We start from the raw sequence: 25,142 nt of genomic DNA, 5'->3' as shown, positions 1-25,142 counted from the left end.
AGTCTCCTTAATTGAAATGCCCTGTATGGCAAGTGGTGCATTCCATGTCTGTTTTTACACTTGCCGCTGAGCCTAATGTGCTAGTACTACCGTGACAAGTTTGGCAATCTTGTGCATCTGGTGTTGGCTTACTACCAACAAGGGCGCCGATATTCTCCCCTTGATAGGCACGATTCAATACATCGACTAAGTAATAAGCCATAGACGCGGATAAGCGGTAACAGCGTTCACCTTTTTTCGCGAATGGTAAGCCAGAAGCCTTTGACCAGTTACTGATAGATGAGTGACATAACACGCTCTTAGCTTTTGATGAACTGCCCACAAGAGCCGTTTTTTCTGCTGTCGAGCCAATACCAGTAACAAATTCAGGTGAAGATAAAGGGAGCGTTGTATTTTCGTAGTAGCGGAAGGTATTAGCTATCACGGCGTTATTGTGACCATTAATGTCATCTAAAATATTCACTAACATGCCTATCGCATTAAGATTACCGCAGAGCGTGCCTTGACCCGTTACCCCTGCAAAACCATAGGCGGCTAATGCCGTTGGGATTGTTTTGAACTTGTCTGCATCGGCACTATTAGATTGGGCTAGCATAGTCACAACGGCATGAAAAACTTGGTGCATACAACCACCACCCGTTTCATAGGCTAGTTTTGCTGTTGCCATTGCATCAAGTGGAACGTATTTAAGTTTCTCTCCTATCGCTAATTGATATTGACCATCGGCATTCGTTGCCGCGAGAACCGATGTTCCCATGAGTGTTGCACCTGCCGCAGCGGTGCTAATACCAATAATACGGGTTAATGCTTGACGTCTATTTATGCTCATTATGTATTTCCTCTATGTAGGATTACTTCTATTTATCAAATGCTAAAGATAAATTGATGGCGTAAATTCTAAGCATGCTTGAGATAAATATTGTGATTTACGCCGGAGGATATTTGCCTTTTACATGAGCGGTAAATAGCGTCACTACAATAGAATTAACCGACTTAAATTCTGTATTTTAATTAACTAAACAGATTGCAAGGTGCTCATCGTCCCGATATTTATTATATTTATGTAAATTTATGCCGAATTTCCCATGTGCTAAATGGCATTTATTCCTGTGAGTTAACGCATGTTTTTGCCTAATAGCGCTGAACTTGGGGGGCGTCTCACGAAAATTAACTATTTGCTGACTTGGGTTAGCAAGATCACATTAATCATTAGTTAGTTTGCATAGACTTAACTTTGTGTTTTTATGGAGTTGAGTGGATGTTGATGCAATTGGGAGACTGCAGGTTTGATCGGGAACGAGGCATACTGATTGAGTTGTCTCGCGATGAATCTTGGCATCTTCCTCGAGCCGAGTTACAAGTACTTAATTTGCTTGTTGAGCATCAAGGTAAGTTGGTTTCTAAGCACATGCTGAAGACGGGTGATGGAAAACATCCGCCGCTAACTGATACCTCTGTGGCCCGTGCTGTCTTTATGCTTCGCAGCTTTCTTGGACCTCAATATGAGGGCTTGATTGAAACCGTGAAAGGCCAAGGTTATTTACTCCAGCCATCTAATGGGACTGAGTTTAGAGGTGTTAATTACCTCAGATTGCACACAGTGCCTTTGTGGAGTGCCTTAGTGTTATTCGGGTTTATGTTAGCGTTTTCGGTGTTTTATTTGAATCATACGGATCACAGTAAGCCAACCCAAGCACTTATGACCTCAATATTGCCTTTGGCTTCTGGCCAGCAAGTACGATTACACTTATTTGCTGATTCCAATACTAATAACACTTTACTCTTCGAATTAGGTGAGCGCTTAAGTGCAGGATTAATCGCCTGCGGTCAAAGTGATTGGGCTGATGTCTATGCTTCTTTGTCCCATGATAAACAAGTGCTTAATATTACTTTTCGAGGCGAAAAACTCGGTCAGTCAGTGATCCGTAATATTAAAATCAGTGATTTCACTCGACCGAAAACCTTCATCGATGCTGCTTGGCTGCAGGAGGTTAATATCTGTGGCTAAATGGCTAAAGTGGACGATTAATATTGTTATCTTGTCGGCATTGATTATGGCCTGCGGTGTGATATACAAACAGTCGGCTACCAATCAGACGATGATTTTAAATTGCAGCTCTGAATTATTCGACCGCCATTCTAGTGCCAATCCTAGCAGCAGCTCGAGTGTTAGCAGTGACGGTAAATTTTACCTACTCGTGGATGTTTTGATTGCCGCTGACAATACGCAGATCAATTATCGTTACTTTAATATTGACGGTACGAGTGCGGGCAATATTTTAATGCAAGGCAAAGTCGACAGTATTGAGGCCAATAGCATGACCTATAAAGTTACCGTTAAAACGAAAACGGAATCTGAAATTGAAAAGCAAAAAAATTGGCCAGAACATATGAAATATCTATCCTATATCAGCAGCTTACATTTTAATGACTCAGAAATGCACAATCTCAGTATCGAGGTGTTAGATATGGATGACACCAAAGATTATGCCGTGGTCCTTTTTCAGCCTAGCAATACCATTTGTGGATGCAGAATCGTAAATAGTCGAATTTAATCAGTGAATTTGAGTTTATTTCAGTTAAGATTAGTGCTCATTGATTTGTGATTACTGTGGTGAATCTCCTGTGAGGGATTCATGAAAAGGGTGTTGTGTCTAAGATACGTGTAAAGCAAGAAGAATCCCTGTCGATTAAGTTCAGCCATCAGATGGAAAAGGGCGATAATCGGCAGCTCGATCTCTATTTCTTTTTACCTAAGGAAATGGGCATAGGCTCGCGCACGCTCAATGAAGAAGAGTACTACTACAGCTCAATAGTTGGACGTCGCTCATACTATTCAGAAGGCTTGCACTTACCTCTGGTGCAGGGGCGTTTTGCCAGTTTAAATCGCCGTACTGTTGAAGAATTCAGATTGTACCTAAATCTCTTCGCCTATCAGTTTGCGGTTGCGGTTGAAAACGATGTTAAAGAACTCAATCAAATCACAGATGTAACCCATTTTTATTTTGCCCTCGACGAATTACGCGAACAAATTGCCCAGTTGCTGAAAAAGTTTCGTCGTAACGAACCAGGTGATCCTAAATGGAAATCTTACTTTGAAAATGCTGATAACTACTTGTCTTGGTTTTGTGAGCAGCAGTTACTCAAAGTGCTCGCTTATGCCACTCGTACCAGTGATTTCAACGATATTTTAGAGCGGGTACTCACGCTATGTCGTAATGAATGTGCCTATCGTGATGAGCATAAGTACAACTCTGCGCAAACTAAGCAAGATCCTAACCGTATCTCTAACAAGATGTTGTTGTTGCGCCGTTTAATCCAACAAGGTGTGGTACTCAAAGAAGAGTTAAAGCCTTTAGGAATTGGCCTTAAAAAGTTTACGACAGGACTGGCGACCGCATTAGTGATGTTGGTCGTGTCTGCGTTGATAATTCAAGCGCAGGGCGCCTTTAGTGGTTTTACTATTGCACTAGTGCTGACTTTGGCTGTGATCTATGGTTTCAGGGAAATCTTTAAGGACGATGTGCGTAACGCCATGTGGCGATTTATTCAGCGTGGCAGACCACGCTGGAGCCGCATTTTACGGGATACTACGAGTCAGGCGGTTATCGCTAAGCAGTTGGTATGGCTTGAGTTTATGCGTCAGCAAGATCTACCCGAAAAAGTCAGTGACATTCTAAAGCACAGACATAGTCAAAATAAGGTCGATGCGGAAATTCTGCACTATAAAATCGCCACTAAGGTGAATCAGAGTGAATTCCAAGCGGGATATTCGACTATTCAAGAGCAAGTGAGCTTTAGCTTAGTGCCTTTCGCCCGTTATTTAGAACGGGGTAAAGCGAAGATTTATAAGGAAGTTGAAGGCAAAATTAGTTATGAATCGGTTGAGCGGCGCTATCAAGTCAATCTGATTTTAGTGTTGCGTGATGGGCGCGAAGCCCCGCAGTATATCCGCTATAAAATCACCATGAACCGCTCGGCAATCATAGAAATTACCCAGAGTCAGTTGCCTGACTCCGTTAATGCACCCGAATCTACGATTGATGACGAGTAAAGGCCTGACCGATATTCTGATCGTTATTTTGCTTCGCCCGTTTTAGGGCGATTTCGGCATTATTCAGATATTGCTCTAATGTCTGGCCTTCTTGATAACCCGCAATACCAATACTAATACCTTCCCCTAAGCCATTACCATTGAGCTTTTCCATCATATTGAGGGCAAAGTTGTGCGCATGGGTGGCGTCTGTGTCAGGTAACATCACAATGAGCTTCCCTAGCTGCCAATGCAGAATTTGATAATTAGCTGGAATTTCAAGCAATAATTGCACTTCTATTTCTTGCTGACGATTTGCCAGTTGGTCGATATCACTCATGTGGCTTAGCATGCCCTCTGGATTGATATCCATTAACAGTAAGCTTGAGCTGAGACGGCTTGGTGGCGGCAGAGAGTTAAAGTAACGTTCTAAATCTGCCAAATTTAGCAGAATAGTACTGCGATGGGGCACAAGGTTACGCTTCTCTGTGCCTCGACCACGCTCGGCGGCTTGCTCTAAAGTGCAGACGATATAATCAATCTCACCATCGGCGGCCACATGGCCCTTCAAGGTGGCTTGCAAACAATTGGAATGCGCCTGTTTAGGTGAGCATAGAATTTGTCCTTGCCACTGACCTTGCATGGCAATTTGGGCGCTGATCCTCTGCCATTGATTGCCCAAATCATTCGCGAGTAATGACGCTAAATCTTGATTTAAATCGCCATTGAGTTGCATTAGCGCATCGAATACTGGATTGATTTTAATCAGTTTACCGTTAGCATCTGTGAGGGCTGTCGCGACTGTGTTATCGCATAAAAGCTCACTGAGAAAAGCATTTTGTTTGCTGCTGATTAACTCACTGATGTCCTCAAGGGTGATTAATAGATGTGGTGAGCCTCGGCTCGCCCTTGGTGCTTGGCGGATATGAACCCGCAGCGTGGGGCCCTCGATACTGTCTAGACTGATTTCACCAGACCATTGACCTGTTTTATGTACCTGCTCCATTAACTCCGTGTAGGTTTTATCATCGAGGCATAAGGTACGCTGTAGGCTTCGGTCTGTCAGTTCATCTAATGGGACTAAGGTCGCTTGTGCCGCTTTAGTATTGGCACTGATGACTCTGGCATTTTCGTTTACCATCATAAAACCGATGTCACTATTAAATAAGCCATTAGCAACATCAATACTGTATTGGCGTGAACGCTGTTGTAAGCGATACATGTGGCTGAGTAGTACAACCCAAGCGGCTAAAACCGTTAATATTAACGATGCCACAATGACAATGTTTTGCCATTGTGAGAAACGAGCAGCTATGTCTGAGTTGCGCACATAGGAGAGTAAAAAATATTCTCTGTGGGTCTCAGGTTGGGCTGTGAGTTCGATTTTAAGGTAAACATAAGTGGCTTCTTCACCGTGGAATTGTCCAAAGTTGCTCATGGACATATCGCGCCACAGGGCCGGATAGCTCTGTCTTAAACTTGCTCCTAAGGTCTCTGGCATATTGCTTAGAGGGGCGAGATCGCTCGCGCCCGCATAGAGTAATCCTTGAGTATCAAGCACTAACATAGGGGACTTATTGCTTGAAAAGGCTGGTTTTATGGCCTCCAGCATTTTTACCATAGAGTTGTACGTCACCAGATAACCGATAGAACTCTGATCGGGCTTCTCGAGCCACGCCATTTGATACATATAAGGTTCAAGCATGCCGTCTATCGGAACAAATTCCAGTGGCGAGGTATAGACCTCCTTGCCACCCATGCTCCGACTCGCTCCAAGTAAGGTCGGTGGTAAGGCATCTTTATTGAAATTAGGGGGAGTTGAGAATTTATAGTTACCTTGGGGATCGTACAGTGCAATGCCGAGTAACTCAGGAATATGTTTTACTAGATCTTGCCAGTTTTCCTGCAATTTAAGTTGTTGCTTGGCGGTAGGATTGCTTAAGTATTGTTTTAGCAGTTCCCCATTAGCGAAAATTTGGGTTCGAAATTGCTGAAAAGACACTTTATCTGCGATCAATGAGCCTATGGTTTGCAGTTCACTGTATCTTTGCGTTGCCCACTCTTCTTGCAGGCGTCTTTCACCTAACGTAATGATTAAGTGAGTTAAAATAATCATGCCAATCACCAGCATAGAAAGCTGGCTTGCAATAGCGAGTAAGCGTTGATGCGACCAATAGATCCCTTGGGTTAAAGAGAGCAGTGGCGCAGCGGGATACGTGCTTGGGTTATTCTTCAGCATGAACCGATTATGAGTGGGTGAACTGTTAATTTCGCTATGTTAACACGAAAGAATTGTTACGACAGTGCCAAGTTACTCAGCAAGATTCCTTGAGTAAAAGTTAAGACGATTCACACATGTACCACTCAGGTAATCGACAGTGTTATCTGCTTGGGTATTTCAGTCGATTTTGGTTGTATTAGAATGCCGTTTAGCCTAAGGCGCCTAATATGCGATGCTTGAATTCGCAGCCGTAGGACTCAACTTGTTCACGACAGATGTCGATATCAACACCCGCTAATCCTTCGATGGCTGAAACTTGTACCGTTTCAATATAGTGTGGCGCTAATGCGATGAAAGCATGTACGGCGACATAAGAACCGGCGAGTTTGGGGCGACAATGTTCCATATAGGCGGCTTCATTATCCGCATTAAGGGAAATGGATAAACTATCAACGCAGTTGGCCAGTTCCGGCAAAATATTGCGCCTATGGACTAAATTACCTAAACCATCGGTATTAATACGTACTCGTCCGCCTCTTTGCTTAATTTCTTTCGCCACCGCCAGCAAGGTTGGAAGATTTAAGGTCGGTTCGCCATAGCCACAAAACACATATTCTTCGAAGTCTTTAACATCGCCAAGCAGTGGAATAATTTCTTCGGGCTTAGGTTGGTGACACAGTGCCAGTTGATATTCGTGGATCTGTTTACTGCCATTATGTTTTGGACAAAACGCGCAGCGCAGGGTGCAGCGACCCGTAATATTAAGGTAGCGACTGCGACGAATATCATAGACAAGCGTTTCAGTCGCACAGGTTTCATTTGTGCAAACTTCATCTGTTATGTGACCGTTCGCTAGGGTTTCTGTGGTGACAACTTGTGGTTTATCAATATTTTGCTTGTGCAGATGCTCAGACATAATGATGGGTTTCATTTTAACGATAGCTGACGACTTAAACACAGTGTAGCGAAAGCCTGATGCGATAACTGTCAACTAGATCGCAACTTGAAAGCTCAAGCCACTCGCGGCAGATTCAAAATGACATAGATGATTAAGAGGTTATTGACTCGCACAGAGGATTAAAAAGAGAGCCTAAGCTCTCTTTTTAAGGTTCAAGATATTGATTAACTGCTTCTAGTTAACTTCCTATAGATAGTCTTTTTTATAGTCAGTGGGGACTGGCGGCTCTAAATGCTCAGGTGTAAAGTCCACTTCATGGTCTTTTTTAGGCTGCCACCACCAATGGAAGAAGCGGCTGCTAGTGCGCTTAACGTCGTCGAGTATGATGTACAGCAAGGGCACTAAAATTAGCGTCACAAGGGTCGAGAACAGGATGCCGAAGGCGAGGGATGTCGCCATAGGGATCACTATTTGCGCCTGCAAACTACGCTCGAGAATAATAGGTACTAAGCCGACGAAGGTGGTGAGTGACGTCAGGATGATCGCCCTAAAACGATAACAGCCTGAATCGACCGCCGCCTGCCTGACCGATTGCCCTTGCTCCCGCGCACGGTTCACAAAGTCCACCAAAATCAAGGAGTCGTTCACCACCACACCTGCTAATGCCACTATGCCGCAGAGACTTAACACGCTCATCGCGAGTCCCTGAATTAAGTGACCAAACAGAGCGCCGATAATCCCGAAGGGGATCACAGACATGATGATTAACGGCTGACTGTAGGATTTAAGTGGCACGGCCATCAAAGCATAAATGGTGAACAGCGCAAAGAAGAAGCCTTGCATCAAACCGACCATGGCATTCTGTTCATCCAAACTGCCACCGTCCAGTGCAGTTTGGATTTTAGGGTACTTGGCCTGCAATTGTGGCAGGTAATCTTTTTGGATTTCTTGTACTACTTTTGAAGGTTCAACGATGTTTTTGTTGGCATTTGCCGTGATGGTAATCGCTCGCTTGCCGTCAACACGGGTAATTGAGGCGTAGGATTCACCTTTTTCAATTTGTGCCACGGTCGAGAAGGGAACCGAAGTGCCTGTTGGCGTGCGGATCAGCATATTTTCAAGATAACCTACAGTACGACGTTGTTCTAATGGGTAGCGCACCATCACCTTGATTTCTTCTTTATTACGCAAAATCCGTTGGGCTTCGTAACCGTAGAAACCATAACGTACTTGGCGGGCTAAATCGGAAAGCGTGAGGCCAAGGGCTTCTGCTTCTGGGCGTATCTTGAGGCGAATTTCATGGCTGCCCGATGAAAAGTTGTCGGCAATATCGTACACGCCTTCATAGCTGGCGAGTTTTTGCTTTAACTCTTTAGAGGCTGCGGACAGCTCATCGAGGTCACTCGAGGTCAATCTGAAGGAAATATCGCCGCCGGCATCGTTGGTGCTCGCGTTAAAGCTGAGTTTTTTGACCGACAAAAGCTCGGGCAATTGTTCACGCCATGCGGCAGCAATCGTCACTCCATCGACTTCACGGTCTTCACCTTTCGTCAGTTCGGCAAAAATGAAGGCAGAGGTACGGGAGCTCATATTGATAAAGCTGTGCTTCACCACTTGATAACCGTTATCTTTCTCCATTTTTTCGTTCATCTTGTACAGGGCTTCTTCTATGCTCTGTACCACTTTTAAGGTGTTACCTTCGGAGCTGCCTTCATCCATTTCAAGCTCAACTTGAATAAAGTCTGAGGGAATGTCTGGGAAAAATACCCAGCGCACTTTGCCACTGGCGACTAAGGCAATCGACAGAATCAATACACCGATAAAGGCCGCGACCACGTTGTATCTGTGTTTGATACAGCGCTCGAGGAAGTTGCGATAGCTGTGGTGAATAAAGTATTGCACTCTGTCGTTAAAATTGGCTTTTAGGTGGCCAAAGAATCCCTTTGGTGCGCCAGGTTTTTTAAACTTCATGTGCGCTAAATGCGCTGGCAGAATGAACTTAGACTCTACCAGTGAGAAGGCTAAACAGAGGATGACCACCATACCGATGGATTTCCAGATAATCCCCATAGGGCCAGAAACCATTAACATGGGAATAAATGCCGCAATTGTAGTTAAGACCCCGAAGGTCGCGGGCATCGCCACTTTTTGCGCGCCGCGGATCACGTTCTCAACCGAGTGACCGTGGCGTTCGACCTCTGTGTAGGCACTCTCGCCGATGACAATAGCATCATCCACCACTATTCCGAGCACCAAGATAAAAGCGAATAGGGTCAACATGTTGATCGTCATGGAGAAAGGTTCGAGCGGCATGACCAACATAGTGCCGAGGAAACACACGGGTATCCCCATCATGACCCAAAATGCTAACTTCAGATCGAGGAACATGGCTAAGATGATAAACACCAACAAGGCACCGTAAAACATGTTCGACATCATCATGTCTAAGCGGCCCTGGAGATAGTGGGTCATATCACCCCAAGTATCGAGTTGAGCGTTAGCTGGCAGTGTGGCGCGGCGCTGTTCTACGTACTGTTTAACTTGGTCTGCAATGTCTAAGGCGTTTTGATCATCAATGCTGGTAACTTCAATAATCGCAGCGGGTTTGCCGTTAAAGCGGGTATATTCCAAACGTTCTTCGAAATCATCTTTGATGGTAGCTACTTGTGGCAGCATCACACGGCTACCGTCTGCGCGAGTTGTGACGACTATATTGGCAAAGTCATCGCCCGTGTAGGCTTGGCCTTTGGTGCGCAATAGAATATCGCCATCTTGAGCACGAATAGAGCCACCTGGTAAGTCTAAGGAGGAGTTTTGCACTGCTAATGCAACTTGTGAGAAGGTCAAGCCGTACTCTCGTAACTTATTCTCAGAAACTTCAATACCGATTTCATAATCGCGCACCCCTGTGACTTTCGCACGGGTTACCGCGGGGAGTTGGGTTAAATCGTCACGAACCGACTTAGCTAATTCTTTCATATCGTGGAGTGTCATATCGCCATAAACAGACACCCAAATGACGTTATTCTCTGGTTTGATTTGAGAGATATTCGGTTTTTCGATGTTCACTGGGAAGGTTGAAATTGCATCTAACCGCAGTTTGGCTTCATCGAGAATAGTCTGCACTTCATAACCGTCTTCAACTTCAACGGTAATCGAGCCAACGCCTTCGCTAGCCACAGAAGTCACTTTCTTGATGCCGTTGATATCTTGGATGGCTTCTTCAATCTTGATATTGATGCCTTCTTCGATTTCCTGTGGCGCCGCACCTGGATAGGCGACGGAAATATTTAATAAATTGAGTTCGAAAGAAGGAAAAACCTCTTTATTAATCAAAATACTGCTGAACAGGCCGCCGATGAGCAAAACACACATTAATAAGTTCGCGGCCACACTGTTGCGGGCGAACCAAGCTAAGATCCCTTTTTGAGTGTCCATTATTTGACTCCAGCGGCCGCAAGACTCGATTCAGGAGTCTTTTCTTTTGGTGTCTCAGTGGGCAATGCCGCTTCACCTAAGATTTTAACCATTTGCCCATTTGCCATACTGTTGAAGTGGGTCGTAGCGACGCGTTCGCCCGTTTTTAGACTGTCTTTGATGAACACATTCTCTAAATCACTACGAACCACATTTACTTGGCGCATTTCAATGATATTTTTGTCGTTGACTAGGGCGACTTGGTCGTTACGAACCACATGGCGGGGCAATTTGACTATGCCATCGACAGTGCGGCCCTTGATGACTGCATTGACGAAGCTGCCGTATTTAAGCGGTAAGCTACCTGGCTCTTTATTCGCGCGCAGATAGGGATCTTTGATTTCTGCGACTAAATACACCATGCGATTTTCGGCATCGATAACACCTTCACTGCGGATAATATTGCCTTCCCAAGTATTTTCTTTGCCCGCCAAAGAGGCGCTAAGCGTGACTTGGGTATCGGGATTATCGACGGACTCTAGATAGGCTAAATCATCATTAGAAATGGGTAAGCGGATTTCGGCAACGCGAGTGTCGTAGAGCTCACCTAGATTAGTGCCTAAGCTAACGTATTGACCTAAATCGACATTTCTAACTTTGATTATGCCATCAAAGGGCGCGCGAATAACCGTGCGCTCAAGGTTACGTTGGGCTCGCGCCAGTGCTGCCTGCGCATATTTTACGTTAGCTTGTTCTTTTTTGAGTTGCGGGATACGTAGACCTAACTCAGGGGGCAAGCCCTTGTCGTAGCCTTTGAATTCGATTTTAGCGACTTCACCACGGGCTATTTCTTCGTTCAGTGCGGCGGTGGCTTGGGCCAGCGTCGCTTCGGCTTGCATTAAGTCAGCCTCGTAATCTGAGGGCTCGATTTGTGCTAATTGGTCGCCTTTCTTGACTATGCCACCTGCAACAAAATGAGGGGAGATAGTGAGCATTCTGCCTTGAACTTCGGTCACGAGTTGGGTTTTATACTTTGGGGTAACCACGCCGTAGGAAGGTAAGTTTAGCGATACTGTTTGCTGAGTCACTTGCGTGACATCAACGATAGGAATGGGCATCTCTTCAGGTTTTTGTTCTGGCGCCTCCTTCGTTTGCATTAATAAGGCTGCGCCAAAGACAAACAGCAGCAGAATAAGAAAAGGAGACAGTCTCCTCAGTAGGGTCTTCATCATATAATGGTTAAATCCATGCTAATCGCGTAATGGGGTTAAAGTAGCAGAGTCGGCCACGCCAATAAATTTATTTTTGTAAATTAAATGTTTCTAAAAGTGATGCCGTGACAGATATGCGCATCGTGCATCGATATTTGGGCGAAAATTAGAGCAGAAAGGTGATGAAAGGTTCAGTTAGGTGATTGGAATATATTGAAATAAGAATGAATACGCATTGGGGTTAACCGCTCTAAATCCGCCGCATTTCATTCTATATAATTAAGCGTAACATGATATTTTTAGTAAAATCACCCACGTAAGTTATATTTTGGTAATAAAAAAGCCGCATATAGCGGCTTTAGTTTGGTGAATTTAAGCGGGTGTTACTTTTTCTTACGGGCGATTTTACTCGCTTTCTTTGCCGCTTCTTTCTTGCTCGTTTTCTTCGCAGCTTCTTTCGCTTTCACTTTGGCTTTTTTCTTACCCGGTGTGCGCGCTTCTTTATTCTTTGGACGCAGCTCTTCGATCACGCGGCGTTTCAACGGTTGCTCGATATAACGCTCGATTTTACCGACGATACGCATGTCGTGGGCTTCGGCAAGCGAAATCGCGGTACCTTTTGCGCCAGCGCGGCCAGTACGGCCAATGCGGTGGATATAAGTGTCAGCAGAACGTGGCATATCGAAGTTGATCACATGAGTGATATCGTCGATATCGATACCGCGTGCAGCCACATCGGTCGCTAACAAGACATTGACTTCACCTTTAGTAAAGCGACTCAAGGCTTGGAAGCGTTTCTTCTGTTCCATATCACCACGCATAAAGGCGCAGGGAATACCGACTTTAAGTAACTGGCCTTCTAGGCTAGAAACGATGTCGCGGGTTTTCACAAATACGATAGTCCGTTTGACATCTTCTTGGCGTAGCAAATGGCACAACAGCGCAAATTTATGCTCTTTATCATCGGCTAAGTGAATCCATTGGTGGATCTTGGCTTTTTCACTGCGAGGGGCTTCAACATCGATTTCAATCGGGTCGTTTAACACTTCACGGGCAAAACGTTGTACACCGCCGCCTTCTAAGGTGGCAGAGAACAGCATGTTCTGTTTGCGGCCTTGGGCCTCAATAGCAATGGCTTGCACCACAGAAGAGAAGCCCATGTCTAACATGCGATCGGCTTCGTCGATAATTAAGATATCGACTTCTTGGGCGTTGAAATTGCCTTTGTCTAAATATTCCATTAGGCGGCCTGGGGTCGCGACCAGAATATCGACGTTGCCTGCTAAGGCCTCTTCCTGTGGTCCATAAGGAACACCACCAGTAACGATAGCAATATCTAAACCTTGGCCCGTGGCTAGGTGACTCGCATAACGGTGGATTTGGCTGGCTAACTCACGGGTTGGCGTGAGGATTAGCACCCTTGCTTGACCAGCAAAACGACGGGGAAAGTCGATCAAATGCTGTAGCGATGGCAGTAAAAAGCTTGCTGTTTTACCTGTTCCTGTCGGGGCGCGCGCAAGAATATCTCTTTGCTCTAGGGCGTAAGGAATCGTTTCTTGCTGAATCGTAGTGGGTGAATGATGCCCCATGGCATTAAGCGACTCTAATAAGCTAGGGTCAAGCTGGAAATCTTCAAATTGCATGCGCAGCGTCTCGACGGATAATAGCGAAGCATTATAAAGGTTATGGCGGTTAACTTAAATAACTTATCTAGATCTCCTGTGTTTATCTTCTGTGTCAGTAAAGTTTTATGGTAATCGACATAAGTTAATTACTTTTAGGTCAATGTATTAGCATTTAATTTGTGGGAAATTGGACCTTTCGTTAAATTTGCCAAACTTAGCTAGCTTTACTTAAGGTGTCAGGATTGGACTCAATATCAGTATTTAAGGTAAAAATCTCGGATCAATTGCACCATGGTTTGTGTGTATTGGCCTGAACTTTCACGAATAGCGATATCACTGAGCTTTGGAGCCATTTGTGGATGAGTCTTGTGGGCGAGCACGCAGAGTACTCGATTAGCGCTTTTCCCTACAATGCTGATAAGGTTGGTTATTTCAATCAAATTGAGCTGAGAGTGCGTTAGTATTTCGTCGAAACGCGCCATACTCTGCATTGGTAATATGAGGCTTGCTTTTCCTTGTGGTGCTAGGCACACATGAATGGCATCGAGTAGTGCGGTAAAGCTTAAGCTATCTGTGTGGCGGGCCATAGCGCGCTGGGATTGTATCGCTTGCGTGCCTTGCTCAAAATAGGGGGGATTACAAATTATGTGATCAAAATACTCTTGATACTCAGTTTGTTGGCAAAAGTCTTGGATGCTGCAATTAACTAAGGTCAGTCGATTAGCCCAAGGACTATTGTGGAAGTTATGTTGGCAAGCATGGGCGGCATTGGTGTCTAATTCGACACTGGTGATATGTGCTTGACTGCGCTGAGCTGCCATTAAACTGAGTAAGCCGCTGCCTGCGCCTATATCTAAGATTGATTTCGCGGTGGTCAGTTGTGCCCATGCCCCAAGGACGACGCTGTCTGTGCCTACGGCCATGCCGCAATTCATGTCATCGATATGAAATTGTTTAAAAGTGAATGCCATGGGGAGTTAATTTTGCCGTTCTAAAGTGATTTAGGCCCAATATTGGGCGCGCAATATTCTAATTCTAGCCCTCGTTTTTAGCTAATGTTTTTAAACAGTCGCATCTGTCCTAGCTGTATGAATTTGTGTCGCCAAATCATTTACTATTTTACGTGGTAATACTAATTTCACTTAATTAACGCTTTAATTTATTGCCTTAGAAACCTTTTATTAGCAGTTAATTAGCATTATTTAGCTTTTTTTGCCTGAACGGACTTGTTGTCTTGTATTGATGCTTTAAGTCTGGTATTAGTTTCGCCCCCATTTTTAATCACTTTTAAGATTAACGGATAGGTAAACGAGTTTGTTGGTGAATTAGTCGTCAGTTAGGCTACATAAACGTTCGCCATCGTTTATAAACTCGGCAGATATCGAACATATTTACCACGGAATTGTGTAAACATAGATTTGCACTCCGGATGGGCTTTGTTTTAGCTATGGCTAATCGACACATAATCACTTAAGTTTGTAAAAAAACAATAAGACAAGATGGGGCTTCCAGTGCAAGACAATCAGATGAGTATCGGAGATACATTAGGCTTAGGTTTTATGACCTTTGCGTTCTTTTTAGGTGCGGGAAACCTAATTTTTCCACCATTCGCGGGTATGTTAGCGGGCGAAAATATGCCCCTCGCCATGTTGGGTTTTTTGATTACCGCCGTAGGTTTACCTTTAGTTGGACTGATTGCTGTCGCTAAGGCTCAAGGTAAGGTTATGGCTATGCTGCCAGTATTTGCAGCAACGACATTGGCCGTCGCGATTTACATTATTATCGGCCCTGCTTTTGCTGCGCCGCGTACGGGATTAGTGGCTTACGAGATTGGCGCTAAGCCATTTATCGATGACACTACGGCAACGTTTTTGCTGGGCAGTTTGGAATTAAACCTGACGCAACTGCTATACACATTAGGTTTCTTCGCTGTCACTATGTTGCTGGCGCTTTTCCCTGGTAAGTTGCTCGATAGCGTAGGTAAAGTATTAACGCCTATTTTATTGATTTTGTTGGTCGGATTAGCCGTTTCAGTGCTGTTTTTACCTGCATCCGAAGTGGGCCAAGCAGTGGGGGATTACCAACAGCATCCGCTGACCAAAGGTATTTTGGAAGGCTATAACACTATGGATACGTTAGCATCCTTGATGTTTGGTATGTTGATTATTGATATCCTGCGTAAAAAGGGCATTGACCAACCCAGTGATCAAACTAAGTATCTAATCCGTGCAGCCTTTATTGCCGCCGCTGGTTTAACTTTTGTGTATGTGTCCTTGTTCTTTTTAGGTGCAACCGCTGGCGATATCGCTATCGGCACTAAAAATGGTGGCGAAATATTAACAAATTACGTGACCCGCGAGTTTGGTGAACTAGGCTCAGTCTTGTTGTCATCAGTCGTGACTTTAGCTTGTTTGACCACTGCGGTTGGGCTAGTGAGTGCGTGTTCTGAGTTCTTTAATGAGCTGATGCCTAAACTGTCTTACCGTTTCCTCGTGGTCTTTTTAAGCTTGATATGCGCTGTGATTGCGAACGTGGGCCTAAGTCAGTTGATTGCTATTAGTATTCCCGTATTAATGACGATTTATCCTGTGGCTATTGCTCTTGTGGTTGTGACTTTCCTGACCGCTTATTTTGCGAATCCACAGTTTGCACATCGTGCAGTACTGAGCGTGGCACTGTTTTTCGGCATCTTCGATGGTCTTAAAGTGGCAGCGAAAAGTTTGACTGACGCTGATGGTCAAGCCATTAATGGCTTAGCACAGGTTTTTATCCATATAGTGAATGTTATGTCTCCAGTGTTATCTAAGCTGCCACTCTATGAAGAAGGTATGGCTTGGTTATTGCCGACCATTGCGACGATTGCACTGTGTTTAGTATTCGGTCGTGGCCGTGGTCAAACGGCTGCAGCCTAGGCTTTGCATTCGAGTTCTCGTCTTTATGCTTAACTCAGTTAAGCTTATGCAGGCTTAGACATATTTAAATTAATATCAACGGCGTATCATTTGATTACGCCGTTTTTTTATGGAGTATTTGTGCCTAAAACCTATATGCCAGATCCACTTATCGATGCTTTTCTTGATGATCTTTGGTCAAGCAAGGGACTGAGTGATAACACGCTATCGGCCTATCGTACCGATCTACGCCATTTTGATCGTTATCAAGGTCAGCAAGGAGTGACGTTACTTGCGGTTTCTCAGGCCGATGTTAGGGCATATCTGGCCTTTAGAGTTGAGCAGAATTTTGCGCGTACCAGTAGCGCTCGACTGCTCAGCAGTTTACGGCGTTTTTATACTTATTTGGTGCAGATCAAGCAGATTTCAGCCGATCCTATGGCCTTAGTCGAGTCGCCTAAGTTAACGCGTCATTTGCCGGATTCTCTGAGTGAGTCGCAGGTTGACCGTTTACTGTCTGAGCCCAATGTGGATGATGCCGTCGAATGCCGTGACAAGGCAATGCTAGAGCTTTTGTATGCAACTGGCCTCAGGGTGAGTGAACTTGTCGGCTTGACCATGGAGCAAATGAGTTTGCGCCAAGGCTTAGTACGTATTGTGGGCAAGGGTGGCAAAGAGCGTCTTGTGCCGCTGGGGGAATTGGCTATTACCGAAGTGGAGGGCTACATGAAATTTGCTCGCCAAGAGTTGCTCGGTAATAAACAATCCGATGTGGTATTTCCGTCGAAACGCGGGCAGATGATGACGCGGCAAACTTTTTGGCATCGGATTAAACTTTATGCTCTGCGTGCGGGGATTGAAACTGCATTATCACCGCACACTTTACGCCATGCTTTTGCCACTCATTTGCTCAATCACGGTGCCGATCTGCGGGTTGTCCAACTGTTATTAGGTCACAGCGACTTATCGACGACACAGATTTATACCCATGTAGCACGGGCAAGATTGCAGGAATTGCATCAACAGCATCATCCTAGAGGCTAAAAAAGGATTTAGTTACAGCATAAATTTGCTTTCCGCGCGGCTTGTCTGTAACTTTTTGCCCCTATACAGGGTCTATTGAATATCTCGAGTTAGAACGGCCCCAATATCTCGTTGTAGTGACACAATTTATAGGATGTCCCATGAAGTTGACCCCAGCATTATCCTTAGTTTTTGCCCTCCTAGTTGCACCACTTGCCAGCGCTGCCACTGCGACGTCTCCCGATACCGCTGCGATTAAGCAAAAACTCGGTGAGATGTTAGATGTTGAAGTCATTTCTATGCAGGACTCACCAATTGAAGGCTTGTATCAAGCCATGACCAACCGCGGCGTGCTCTATATTAGCCGTGATGGTTCAAAACTATTCCACGGTAGTGTGTATGATATCGATAAGGGCATGAAAAACTTAACCGAAGCCGCATTAGCGGGTCCGCGTTTAGAAATGATGAAGCCGCTTGAAGAGAATATGCTTGTCTATAAAGCGAAAAACGAAAAACATGTGGTCACTGTATTTACCGATGTTAGCTGTGGTTATTGCCGTAAACTGCATAGCCAAATGTCTGACTACAATAAACTTGGTATTACAGTGCGTTACTTAGCTTTCCCGCGCGCGGGTGTGCCGTCAGCTAATGCCGACGAGATGCAAGCTATCTGGTGTGCTAAAGATCCATTAAAAGCCATGACTGATGCTAAAGCGGGCAGCAAAGTTGCTGCGGCAACATGTGACGCTAAAATTGCCGAGCAATATGCTTTAGGCACAACCTTTGGTGTCAATGGTACGCCTGCAATCGTATTAGAAGATGGCAATATGATCCCTGGTTATCAACCGCCTGAAGACTTATTACGCACCTTAGAGGCACGTCAGTAACAGCCTAAAATGTAAAATTTTTCCCACGAAAGGTGAGCTTAAGGCTCACCTTTTTGTTATCTTATTGCCACGATTTCATGAGAGTTTGAGTCCCTTGATCCATAAGATAGTCCGTCGCCCAACCGTTGATGATAGCCATTTACCCGCTCATCTTTCGCCGCTATTGAAACAGCTTTACGCTCGTCGTGGTGCGCTAACCCACGAATGCGAGCTTGTCCTTAAGGGTCTATTAAGACCTGAAACTATGAAAGGGTTGCCCGAAGCCGCGGTGCTTATCGCCGATGCCATGCAGGCGAATAAGTCGATTCTGATCGTGGGTGACTTTGACGCCGACGGCGCCACATCGACCAGTGTGTGTATGTTGGCGCTGCGGATGATGGGCGCGGTGAAAGTGGATTATTTGATCCCCAATCGCTTCGATTACGGCTACGGCTTAAGCCCTGAAATTGTTGCAGTTGCGGCCTCCAAACAGGCTGAGCTACTCATCACAGTTGATAATGGCATTTCATCAATTGACGGTGTTGCGGCGGCCAAAGCCTTTGGTATGCAAGTGGTGATTACCGACCATCATTTACCCGGCCATGAGTTACCCGCTGCCGATGCGATAGTGAACCCTAACCAACCGGGCTGTCCATTTGCCAGTAAATCGATAGCGGGTGTCGGCGTGGCCTTTTATTTGATGACCGCATTAAGGGCTGAATTACGGACGCGAAACTGGTATCAAACCCATGGTATTTCTGAGCCTAATTTAGGCACATTACTCGATATCGTTGCCCTTGGCACCGTTGCCGATGTGGTGTCACTCGATGCCAATAATCGTATTTTGGTTGAAGCAGGCTTGCAGCGCGTGCGAGCCGGGCGTTGCCGTGTGGGGATTACTGCGTTGCTTGAAGTGGCGAAGCGAAATCCGGCGCGCATTGTCGCATCTGACTTTGGTTTTGCCGTGGGCCCTAGACTGAATGCCGCAGGGCGACTAGATGAAATGGCACTTGGGGTTGAAACCTTACTCTGCGAAGACATGATGTATGCACGGCGCATGGCGGCAGAGCTTGACGGATTGAATCAAGAACGTCGTGAGCTGGAAGTCGGCATGCAGCAGGAAGCCTTAAAAAGCCTAGAGCACTTAAAGCTTAACGAAGCCGAGTTACCTTGGGGGATTGCTTTATTTCAAGAGGATTGGCATCAAGGCGTGATCGGGATTTTGGCCTCGCGCATTAAAGACAAATACCATAGACCCGTGATTGCCTTTGCCGATGCGGGCAATGGTGAAATTAAAGGTTCTGCGCGTTCGATCAAAGGCTTGCATATGCGCGACTTATTGGAGTTAGTGAACACTCGCCATCCGGGACTGATTATCAAATTTGGTGGTCATGCAATGGCGGCGGGTTTATCGCTCAAAGCGGGCAGTTTTGCGACATTTGCTAAAGCCTATGATGATGCGGTGCGTGAGCAGCTTAAACCTGAGTTGTTAACGGGCGAGCTTTGGTCCGATGGCGAACTCACTCCCGCAGAGTTGAATCTTGAAATGGCTCAGTTACTGCGTAATGCGGGGCCTTGGGGACAAGCTTTCGAAGAGCCGTTATTCGATGGTTACTTTACGATAGTGCAACAACGTCTTGTCGGTGAGCGCCACCTTAAGCTCGTACTCGAAACCCAATGCGGCACTGTGATGCTCGATGCCATTGCCTTTAATGTGGATTTGCACACTTGGCCAGATGCGACGATTAATCATGCTCGTGTTGTGTATAAACTCGATGTGAATGAGTATCGCGGCAATTTTTCGCTGCAACTTATGGTTGAGCAAATCGAAGCTATGTAAGATGACAAGGAGTGAAGTTGAAGTCATTATCCGATAAAAAAATCCGCCAGTTACTTAAGCGTTTTGCTTGGATATATGTTGTCTGCTTAAGCATACCGTTTATCTCAACCTTACTCACCACTAAGGCTCAGGGGCAAATGCTACTTATGGGGATTTGGCCCGCAGCCTCCTTGTTTTACTTTCTCGCTTACCGTTATTTAGCTAAATCCTTTAAGTATGAAATCAATCGCCACTTAGCCTTTAGTTATCATGGCGGTGGCACTTTAGCGGGGGCTTTGTATTCGTTAGCTAAAGTGGTGTTATTAGCGATGGCATTTATGATATTTATGAGTGCCAATAACACCTGAACTGACGTTAACGGAAAATTTCGGAGAAAGGAAATGCAGCAGGAAACAGGATACAGAGTCAGTACAGATCAGGCTGAAATGAACCTTGAGGTTATCCATGGCTTTATTAGTAATAGTTATTGGGCGCAGGGCATGCCAAAGGCGCTGCTACAAAAAGCGTTAGCCAATAGCCTGTGTTTTGGGGTATTTGATAAGGACAATCAACAAGTGGCTTTTGGCCGCTTAATCACAGATAAAGCCACTTTTGCCTATCTTGCCGATGTGTTTGTACTTGAGTCGCACCGCGGCTTAGGTTTAAGCAAGTTGATGATAACAGCGATTCTTGAACATCCTGAATTACAAGGTTTAAGACGGATAATGTTAGCCACCCGCGATGCCCATGGACTCTACGCGCAGTTTGGATTTAAAGCGGTCGACACCCCTGAAATGCTAATGCAAATTAGGCCTGCTAAGCCTTATCAATGGCTTAGTTAACATCAAAAAAATAGCCAGCAAATGCTGGCTATTTTTTTGCGTTAGCTTTGATGTCTGTTGACGAGTTAAGCCTTAAGCGGCTTTGGTCGCGGCGGTTTCTTCATCGCTGTGGCGAATTAAGTAATCAAATGCGCCCAGTGATGCGGTCGCGCCGCTGCCCATGGCAATGATAATTTGCTTGAAAGGTGAGTTAGTGACATCACCTGCGGCAAAAATACCTGGGACTGAGGTTTGTCCGCGCTCATCGACTATGATCTCGCCCCTTGGGGTTAAATCGATAGTGCCCTTTAACCATTCCGCATTCGGTACTAGCCCAATCTGCACGAAGATACCTGCAAGTGCGACATGGTGACTCTCGCCAGTGGCTCTGTCTGTGTAGTTCAGGCCATTAACCCGAGTACCATCGCCAGTCACTTCAGTGGTCATGGCTTGGGTAATGATTTTAATGTTACCCATAGAAGCCGCTTTACGTTGCAGTACATCGTCAGCGCGCAGGGTTTTATCAAATTCCAGCACAGTCACATGTTCTACTATGTTGGCAAGATCGATAGCCGCTTCGATACCTGAGTTACCGCCGCCGATCACCGCCACACGCTTGCCCTTAAATAACGGGCCATCACAATGTGGGCAGTATGCGACGCCTTTGCCGCGGTATTCTTTCTCGCCCGGGACGTTCATCTCACGCCAGCGGGCACCTGTGGCTAACAATACGGTACGGCTACGTAATTTAGCGCCGCTTGCCAGTTCAAGCTCGAACAAGCCATCTGTTGATAACGACACTGCCTTTTGGTTGTCCATGATGTCGACTTCGTAGTCTCGTACATGGGCTTCAAGGTTTGCCACTAGTTTTGGACCTTCGGTCGCTTTGACCGAAATAAAGTTCTCGATACCGATGGTTTCAGCCACTTGTCCGCCAAACTTGTCGGCAACAATACCGGTGCGAAGTCCTTTACGTGCTGCATAAATAGCGGCCGCTGCGCCGGCTGGGCCGCCGCCAACGACTAAGACTTCGAATGGCGCTTTTTCATTAATTTCATCGGCCTTACGGCTTGCTGCATTGGTATCCAGTTTATTGAGGATCTCGCCAATGCTGATACGGCCTGCTGCAAACACTTCGCCATTTAAGTAGACAGAAGGCACCGCCATAATGTTTTTGCTGGTTACTTCTTCTTGGAACAGGGCACCGTCGATCATCACGTTGGTGATATTCGGGTTAATGGCCGCCATCATGTTCAGTGCCTGTACTACGTCTGGGCAGTTTTGGCACGTCAGTGAGACGTAAGTTTCAAAGGCATATTTGCCTGGCAGATTGCGGATCTGCTCAATAATGTCATCGCTGAGTTTGATTGGGTGTCCACCCGTGTGCAGTAATGCCAGCACGAGTGAGGTAAATTCGTGACCCATAGGCAGACCAGCAAAGCTGATTTGCGTATTAAGCTCTGGGTTAATCACTGTCATTGCCGGGGTGCGTTCGCCCTGAACTTCTTTCAGGCTCACCAGAGAAGATAGGCTGACAATGTCTTGCGCTAAGCTTTTTAATTCTTGAGACTTTCTACTCTCATCTGCAGACACGACAAGTTCAACTGGTCTCTTGAGGTTTTGCAGGTAGGTTTGCAGTTGATTTTTTAAATTCGCATCTAACATTTGATGACTCCAAAATAGCTTAAAAGGGAGAAAAGGGGGCCAGTCTAGGCCCTTGCAGGGGCGGGCTTAATCCTTTGCTGCGTGGCGCTACAACTGTGTTGGCTGTAACGCCAATCAGCTTGGGATGCTAGACTGGCGGGGTTGACGCTTTGCAGGCTAAATTAGATTTTGCCAACGAGGTCTAAAGACGGTGCTAATGTTTCGTCACCTGGTTGCCATTTAGCTGGGCAAACTTCGCCATCGTGAGTAGCAACATATTGAGCAGCTTGAATTTTACGAACTAGCTCTTGAGCGCTACGGCCGATGCCTAAATCGTGAACTTCGCTGACCTTGATTTGGCCTTCTGGGTTAATCACAAAAGTACCACGCAGTGCTAAACCGTCTTCTTCAATCATCACGCCGAAGTTACGGCTGATAGTGCCTGTTGGGTCAGCCAGCATTGGGAAGTTGATCTTCTTGATGGTGTCTGACGTGTCATGCCATGCTTTGTGAGTGAAGTGAGTGTCAGTTGATACTGAGTAAACTTCAACACCCATTCCTTGCAGTTTTTCGTAGTGATCAGCCATGTCGCCTAATTCAGTTGGGCAAACAAAGGTAAAATCTGCTGGGTAGAAGAAGACAACAGACCATTTACCTAACAGGTCTTGTTCAGTTACAGGAACGAACTCACCATTGTGGAATGCAGTGGCTTTGAATGGTTTGATTGTGCTGTTGATAATTGATTGAGTCATTTTATGCTTCCATTTAGTTGATGATGGCTTAAGTTCATAACGAGGACATTTGCTTGCGTCCTGTCGATGTGAAGCATATTACCGACTCGATTAAAATTAAGATAACGGATAAAAACTATTATCCTAATCGGTTTAGTCGAATGTTGATGCGATTAGGTCGGACTCAATCGGTTTTTCTGCGACGGCTGCGGGTTTGGCGTGATTGGGTGTAGTCTGGGTTTAGTCGGCTGGTTTTTGTTGATTGAGATAAGATAAATTTCGAGCATAAAAAAGGGATATCAATGATATCCCTTAAAGTGTAAATACAATTAAAACAAGATACTGAGGTTCTAGGTTCTAGGTTCTAGGTTCTAGGTTCTAGGTTCTAGGTTCTAGTTCTGTGCTTTGGGTTGAGTTAACCAAGTGCTGAGTAAGCGCACGCCGTAACCTGTTGCACCCGCAGGCACAACGGCGGTATCGGTGGCGGTTAAGGCATTGCCCGCGATATCGATATGTGCCCAAGGCTGTTCGCCCGCAAAGCGTTTTAAGAACATGGCCGCAGAGGAAGCGCCTGCGCTGCCTTCTTTACCTGTGTTTGTGAGATCCGCGATAGTGGATTTAAGCTCATCCGCATAGGCTTGATCTAACGGTAAGCGCCAGACCTTTTCGCCAACCTGTTGACCTGCATAAGTTAGCTGCTGCACTAAAGGCTCAGAATCGGTAAACAAGCCTGCGTAAACATTGCCTAACGCACTCACTTTTGAGCCAGTCAGTGTCGCAACATCGATAATCACAGATGGCTTATAATTTTCTCTGGCATACCAGAGGCCATCGGCCAGCACTAGGCGACCTTCGGCGTCGGTGTTGAGCACTTCAACGGTGAGACCTTGGGCGGTTTTAATCACATCACCTGGGATCATTGCATGACCTGATACCATGTTCTCCGCCATTGGCATAATTGCTACTACGTTGACTGGCGCTTTTTGAATCGCCATGGCTTTAATAGTGCCAAGCACAGTGGCTGCACCCGCCATATCTGACTTCATCCGCGCGATTGAAGTACCTGTCGCCTTAATATTGTAACCACCCGAGTCGAAGGTGATGCCTTTACCGACCAGTGCGATTGGCGCGTCTTTGCTACCAGGCCAATGGGCGACCACTAACTTAGGTGGGCGCTCGCTGCCTTTACCTACAGCAGCTAAGGCGCCCAGTTGTAGACGTTCGATATCTTTGGCTTCTAATACCGTGACTTTAACGCCGAGGGATTTAAGTTTTCTGGCTTCGTTAGCAAAGCTGTCGGGATACATAATGTCTGCAGGTGCGTTTGTCAGATCGCGCGCTAAAAACACACCCGCTTCAACCGCTTGCAGATTTTTATGGTGTTTTTGGTTGCGACTTAAATCATCGACAGCGATTTGGTAATTCTTCTCGGCTCGGGGGCTCGCTTTGAACTGAGTATAACGATAACTGCGTAGTTCAATTCCGTGGGCAAGCTCAGAGGCAAATAGCGGCGCGGCAGTTAAGCCTTGGGTGAGTACACGCACTGTGGCTTGGGGAACCGTATCGAGTTTGGCCGCAACATTGCCACCGATGGTATTAATGTCGCCGGGCGTTAAGTTTTTTGCATCGCCAATGCCGACCAGTAAGACCCGTTTAGCATCAATTTCGCTGGGTACCAAAATCTCGAGGATTTCCCCCCGTTTGCCGGAAAAAATATTATCCGCCGTTGCTAGGTTTAATTGGTCTTGGGTCGACTGAGGTAAAAAGTCGATCCCATAGGTAGTGGAGTCAGCACTTTGGAATAGCACTAATGTATCTGAATTCAGTGAGCTACGAGTGTCAAAACTAAAACTTTCGGCGTTAGCATTGAGAGAGTTAAGGCACGCCAGAGCCATAACGCTTAACATCAATTTATTATTATTTTTCATGGTGACAGCTCATA

The 25,142-nt window shown here is 45.7% G+C and carries 19 protein-coding genes; 9 read left to right on the top strand and 10 right to left on the bottom strand.

Annotation, left to right across the window (positions count from 1 at the left end):
• Positions 1-7: 7 nt before the first annotated feature.
• On the bottom strand, positions 8-829 hold the full coding sequence (locus tag KO531_RS03040; RefSeq protein ID WP_168824862.1) for a cytochrome C: 822 nt from the start codon (positions 827-829) through the stop codon (positions 8-10).
• A gap of 429 nt (positions 830-1,258) precedes the next feature.
• On the opposite strand from KO531_RS03040, the gene KO531_RS03035 reads away from it, so the two are divergent.
• From KO531_RS03035 to KO531_RS03025, 3 genes are all read left to right on the top strand, one after another.
• Complete coding sequence (locus KO531_RS03035; protein ID WP_105250092.1) at positions 1,259-2,008, top strand: helix-turn-helix domain-containing protein; 750 nt, start codon at positions 1,259-1,261, stop codon at positions 2,006-2,008.
• On the top strand, positions 2,001-2,555 hold the full coding sequence (locus KO531_RS03030) for a hypothetical protein (protein WP_168824864.1): 555 nt from the start codon (positions 2,001-2,003) through the stop codon (positions 2,553-2,555). The genes KO531_RS03035 and KO531_RS03030 overlap by 8 nt, the downstream gene beginning before the upstream one ends.
• A gap of 95 nt (positions 2,556-2,650) precedes the next feature.
• Positions 2,651-4,054: a hypothetical protein gene (locus KO531_RS03025; protein WP_028761621.1), complete on the top strand. Its 1,404-nt coding sequence runs from the start codon at positions 2,651-2,653 to the stop codon at positions 4,052-4,054.
• Here the strand turns inward: KO531_RS03025 and KO531_RS03020 are convergent.
• The 6 genes from KO531_RS03020 to KO531_RS02995 all read right to left on the bottom strand — a co-directional run bounded on the left by KO531_RS03020 (position 4,035) and on the right by KO531_RS02995 (position 14,376).
• Positions 4,035-6,272: a PAS domain-containing protein gene (locus KO531_RS03020; RefSeq protein ID WP_219250353.1), complete on the bottom strand. Its 2,238-nt coding sequence runs from the start codon at positions 6,270-6,272 to the stop codon at positions 4,035-4,037. The genes KO531_RS03025 and KO531_RS03020 overlap by 20 nt on opposite strands.
• Positions 6,273-6,462: 190 nt before the next feature.
• A complete protein-coding gene (locus KO531_RS03015) occupies positions 6,463-7,170 on the bottom strand; it encodes a TatD family nuclease-associated radical SAM protein (protein ID WP_219250352.1) in 708 nt (235 codons plus the stop codon).
• 228 nt (positions 7,171-7,398) lie between these two features.
• Entirely contained in the window at positions 7,399-10,590 is a 3,192-nt protein-coding gene (locus KO531_RS03010; RefSeq protein ID WP_219250351.1) for an efflux RND transporter permease subunit, read from the bottom strand.
• Positions 10,590-11,801, bottom strand: coding sequence for an efflux RND transporter periplasmic adaptor subunit (locus KO531_RS03005; protein ID WP_219250350.1), 1,212 nt, complete (start codon positions 11,799-11,801; stop codon positions 10,590-10,592). The genes KO531_RS03010 and KO531_RS03005 overlap by 1 nt, the downstream gene beginning before the upstream one ends.
• A 362-nt stretch (positions 11,802-12,163) precedes the next feature.
• The gene (srmB, locus tag KO531_RS03000) at positions 12,164-13,423 is read right to left on the bottom strand and encodes an ATP-dependent RNA helicase SrmB (RefSeq protein WP_105250089.1); all 1,260 of its coding nucleotides are present in this window, start codon (positions 13,421-13,423) and stop codon (positions 12,164-12,166) included.
• 236 nt (positions 13,424-13,659) lie between these two features.
• Positions 13,660-14,376 carry a methyltransferase gene (locus KO531_RS02995; protein WP_212599766.1) on the bottom strand — a complete coding sequence of 239 codons (717 nt, stop codon included), beginning with the start codon at positions 14,374-14,376 and terminating at the stop codon, positions 13,660-13,662.
• Between the two features lie 528 nt (positions 14,377-14,904).
• On the opposite strand from KO531_RS02995, the gene brnQ reads away from it, so the two are divergent.
• The 6 genes from brnQ to KO531_RS02965 all read left to right on the top strand — a co-directional run bounded on the left by brnQ (position 14,905) and on the right by KO531_RS02965 (position 20,846).
• Complete coding sequence (gene brnQ, locus KO531_RS02990) at positions 14,905-16,317, top strand: branched-chain amino acid transport system II carrier protein (protein WP_212599767.1); 1,413 nt, start codon at positions 14,905-14,907, stop codon at positions 16,315-16,317.
• Positions 16,318-16,437: 120 nt separating this feature from the next.
• On the top strand, positions 16,438-17,340 hold the full coding sequence (gene xerD / locus KO531_RS02985; protein ID WP_212599768.1) for a site-specific tyrosine recombinase XerD: 903 nt from the start codon (positions 16,438-16,440) through the stop codon (positions 17,338-17,340).
• Between the two features lie 140 nt (positions 17,341-17,480).
• Complete coding sequence (gene dsbC / locus KO531_RS02980) at positions 17,481-18,206, top strand: bifunctional protein-disulfide isomerase/oxidoreductase DsbC (RefSeq protein WP_105250085.1); 726 nt, start codon at positions 17,481-17,483, stop codon at positions 18,204-18,206.
• 94 nt (positions 18,207-18,300) lie between these two features.
• The gene (gene recJ, locus KO531_RS02975; RefSeq protein WP_219250349.1) at positions 18,301-20,025 is read left to right on the top strand and encodes a single-stranded-DNA-specific exonuclease RecJ; all 1,725 of its coding nucleotides are present in this window, start codon (positions 18,301-18,303) and stop codon (positions 20,023-20,025) included.
• Positions 20,026-20,042: 17 nt separating this feature from the next.
• A complete protein-coding gene (locus KO531_RS02970) occupies positions 20,043-20,372 on the top strand; it encodes a hypothetical protein (RefSeq protein ID WP_113939820.1) in 330 nt (109 codons plus the stop codon).
• 33 nt (positions 20,373-20,405) lie between these two features.
• Positions 20,406-20,846, top strand: coding sequence for a GNAT family N-acetyltransferase (locus tag KO531_RS02965; RefSeq protein WP_212599771.1), 441 nt, complete (start codon positions 20,406-20,408; stop codon positions 20,844-20,846).
• Positions 20,847-20,918: 72 nt separating this feature from the next.
• Here KO531_RS02965 and ahpF read toward each other — a convergent pair whose 3' ends face one another.
• From ahpF to KO531_RS02950, 3 genes are all read right to left on the bottom strand, one after another.
• The gene (ahpF, locus tag KO531_RS02960; RefSeq protein ID WP_219250348.1) at positions 20,919-22,490 is read right to left on the bottom strand and encodes an alkyl hydroperoxide reductase subunit F; all 1,572 of its coding nucleotides are present in this window, start codon (positions 22,488-22,490) and stop codon (positions 20,919-20,921) included.
• Positions 22,491-22,651: 161 nt separating this feature from the next.
• Positions 22,652-23,221, bottom strand: a complete 570-nt coding sequence (ahpC, locus tag KO531_RS02955) for an alkyl hydroperoxide reductase subunit C (protein WP_105250080.1) — start codon at positions 23,219-23,221, stop codon at positions 22,652-22,654.
• A 371-nt stretch (positions 23,222-23,592) separates the two neighbouring features.
• Positions 23,593-25,128 carry a leucyl aminopeptidase gene (locus tag KO531_RS02950; protein ID WP_198573862.1) on the bottom strand — a complete coding sequence of 512 codons (1,536 nt, stop codon included), beginning with the start codon at positions 25,126-25,128 and terminating at the stop codon, positions 23,593-23,595.
• Positions 25,129-25,142: the final 14 nt, after the last annotated feature.

This window comes from Shewanella sp. NKUCC06_TVS (assembly GCF_019345515.1).
GTDB classification, from domain to species: Bacteria; Pseudomonadota; Gammaproteobacteria; order Enterobacterales; family Shewanellaceae; genus Shewanella; species Shewanella oncorhynchi.
The sequence above is the reverse complement of the archived record's forward strand: the minus strand, read 5'-3'. Positions and strand labels throughout refer to the sequence as shown.

Excerpts from the sequence above, each read along its gene's own strand:
- KO531_RS03040 (WP_168824862.1), bottom strand. The coding sequence starts at position 829 with ATGAGCATAAATAGACGTCAAGCATTAACCCGTATTATTGGTATTAGC.
- KO531_RS03035 (WP_105250092.1), top strand. The coding sequence starts at position 1,259 with ATGTTGATGCAATTGGGAGACTGCAGGTTTGATCGGGAACGAGGCATA.
- KO531_RS03020 (WP_219250353.1), bottom strand. The coding sequence starts at position 6,272 with ATGCTGAAGAATAACCCAAGCACGTATCCCGCTGCGCCACTGCTCTCT.
- KO531_RS03015 (WP_219250352.1), bottom strand. The coding sequence starts at position 7,170 with ATGTCTGAGCATCTGCACAAGCAAAATATTGATAAACCACAAGTTGTC.
- KO531_RS03010 (WP_219250351.1), bottom strand. The coding sequence starts at position 10,590 with ATGGACACTCAAAAAGGGATCTTAGCTTGGTTCGCCCGCAACAGTGTG.
- KO531_RS03005 (WP_219250350.1), bottom strand. The coding sequence starts at position 11,801 with ATGATGAAGACCCTACTGAGGAGACTGTCTCCTTTTCTTATTCTGCTG.
- srmB (WP_105250089.1), bottom strand. The coding sequence starts at position 13,423 with ATGCAATTTGAAGATTTCCAGCTTGACCCTAGCTTATTAGAGTCGCTT.
- KO531_RS02995 (WP_212599766.1), bottom strand. The coding sequence starts at position 14,376 with ATGGCATTCACTTTTAAACAATTTCATATCGATGACATGAATTGCGGC.
- brnQ (WP_212599767.1), top strand. The coding sequence starts at position 14,905 with ATGGGGCTTCCAGTGCAAGACAATCAGATGAGTATCGGAGATACATTA.
- dsbC (WP_105250085.1), top strand. The coding sequence starts at position 17,481 with ATGAAGTTGACCCCAGCATTATCCTTAGTTTTTGCCCTCCTAGTTGCA.
- KO531_RS02965 (WP_212599771.1), top strand. The coding sequence starts at position 20,406 with ATGCAGCAGGAAACAGGATACAGAGTCAGTACAGATCAGGCTGAAATG.
- ahpF (WP_219250348.1), bottom strand. The coding sequence starts at position 22,490 with ATGTTAGATGCGAATTTAAAAAATCAACTGCAAACCTACCTGCAAAAC.
- ahpC (WP_105250080.1), bottom strand. The coding sequence starts at position 23,221 with ATGACTCAATCAATTATCAACAGCACAATCAAACCATTCAAAGCCACT.
- KO531_RS02950 (WP_198573862.1), bottom strand. The coding sequence starts at position 25,128 with ATGAAAAATAATAATAAATTGATGTTAAGCGTTATGGCTCTGGCGTGC.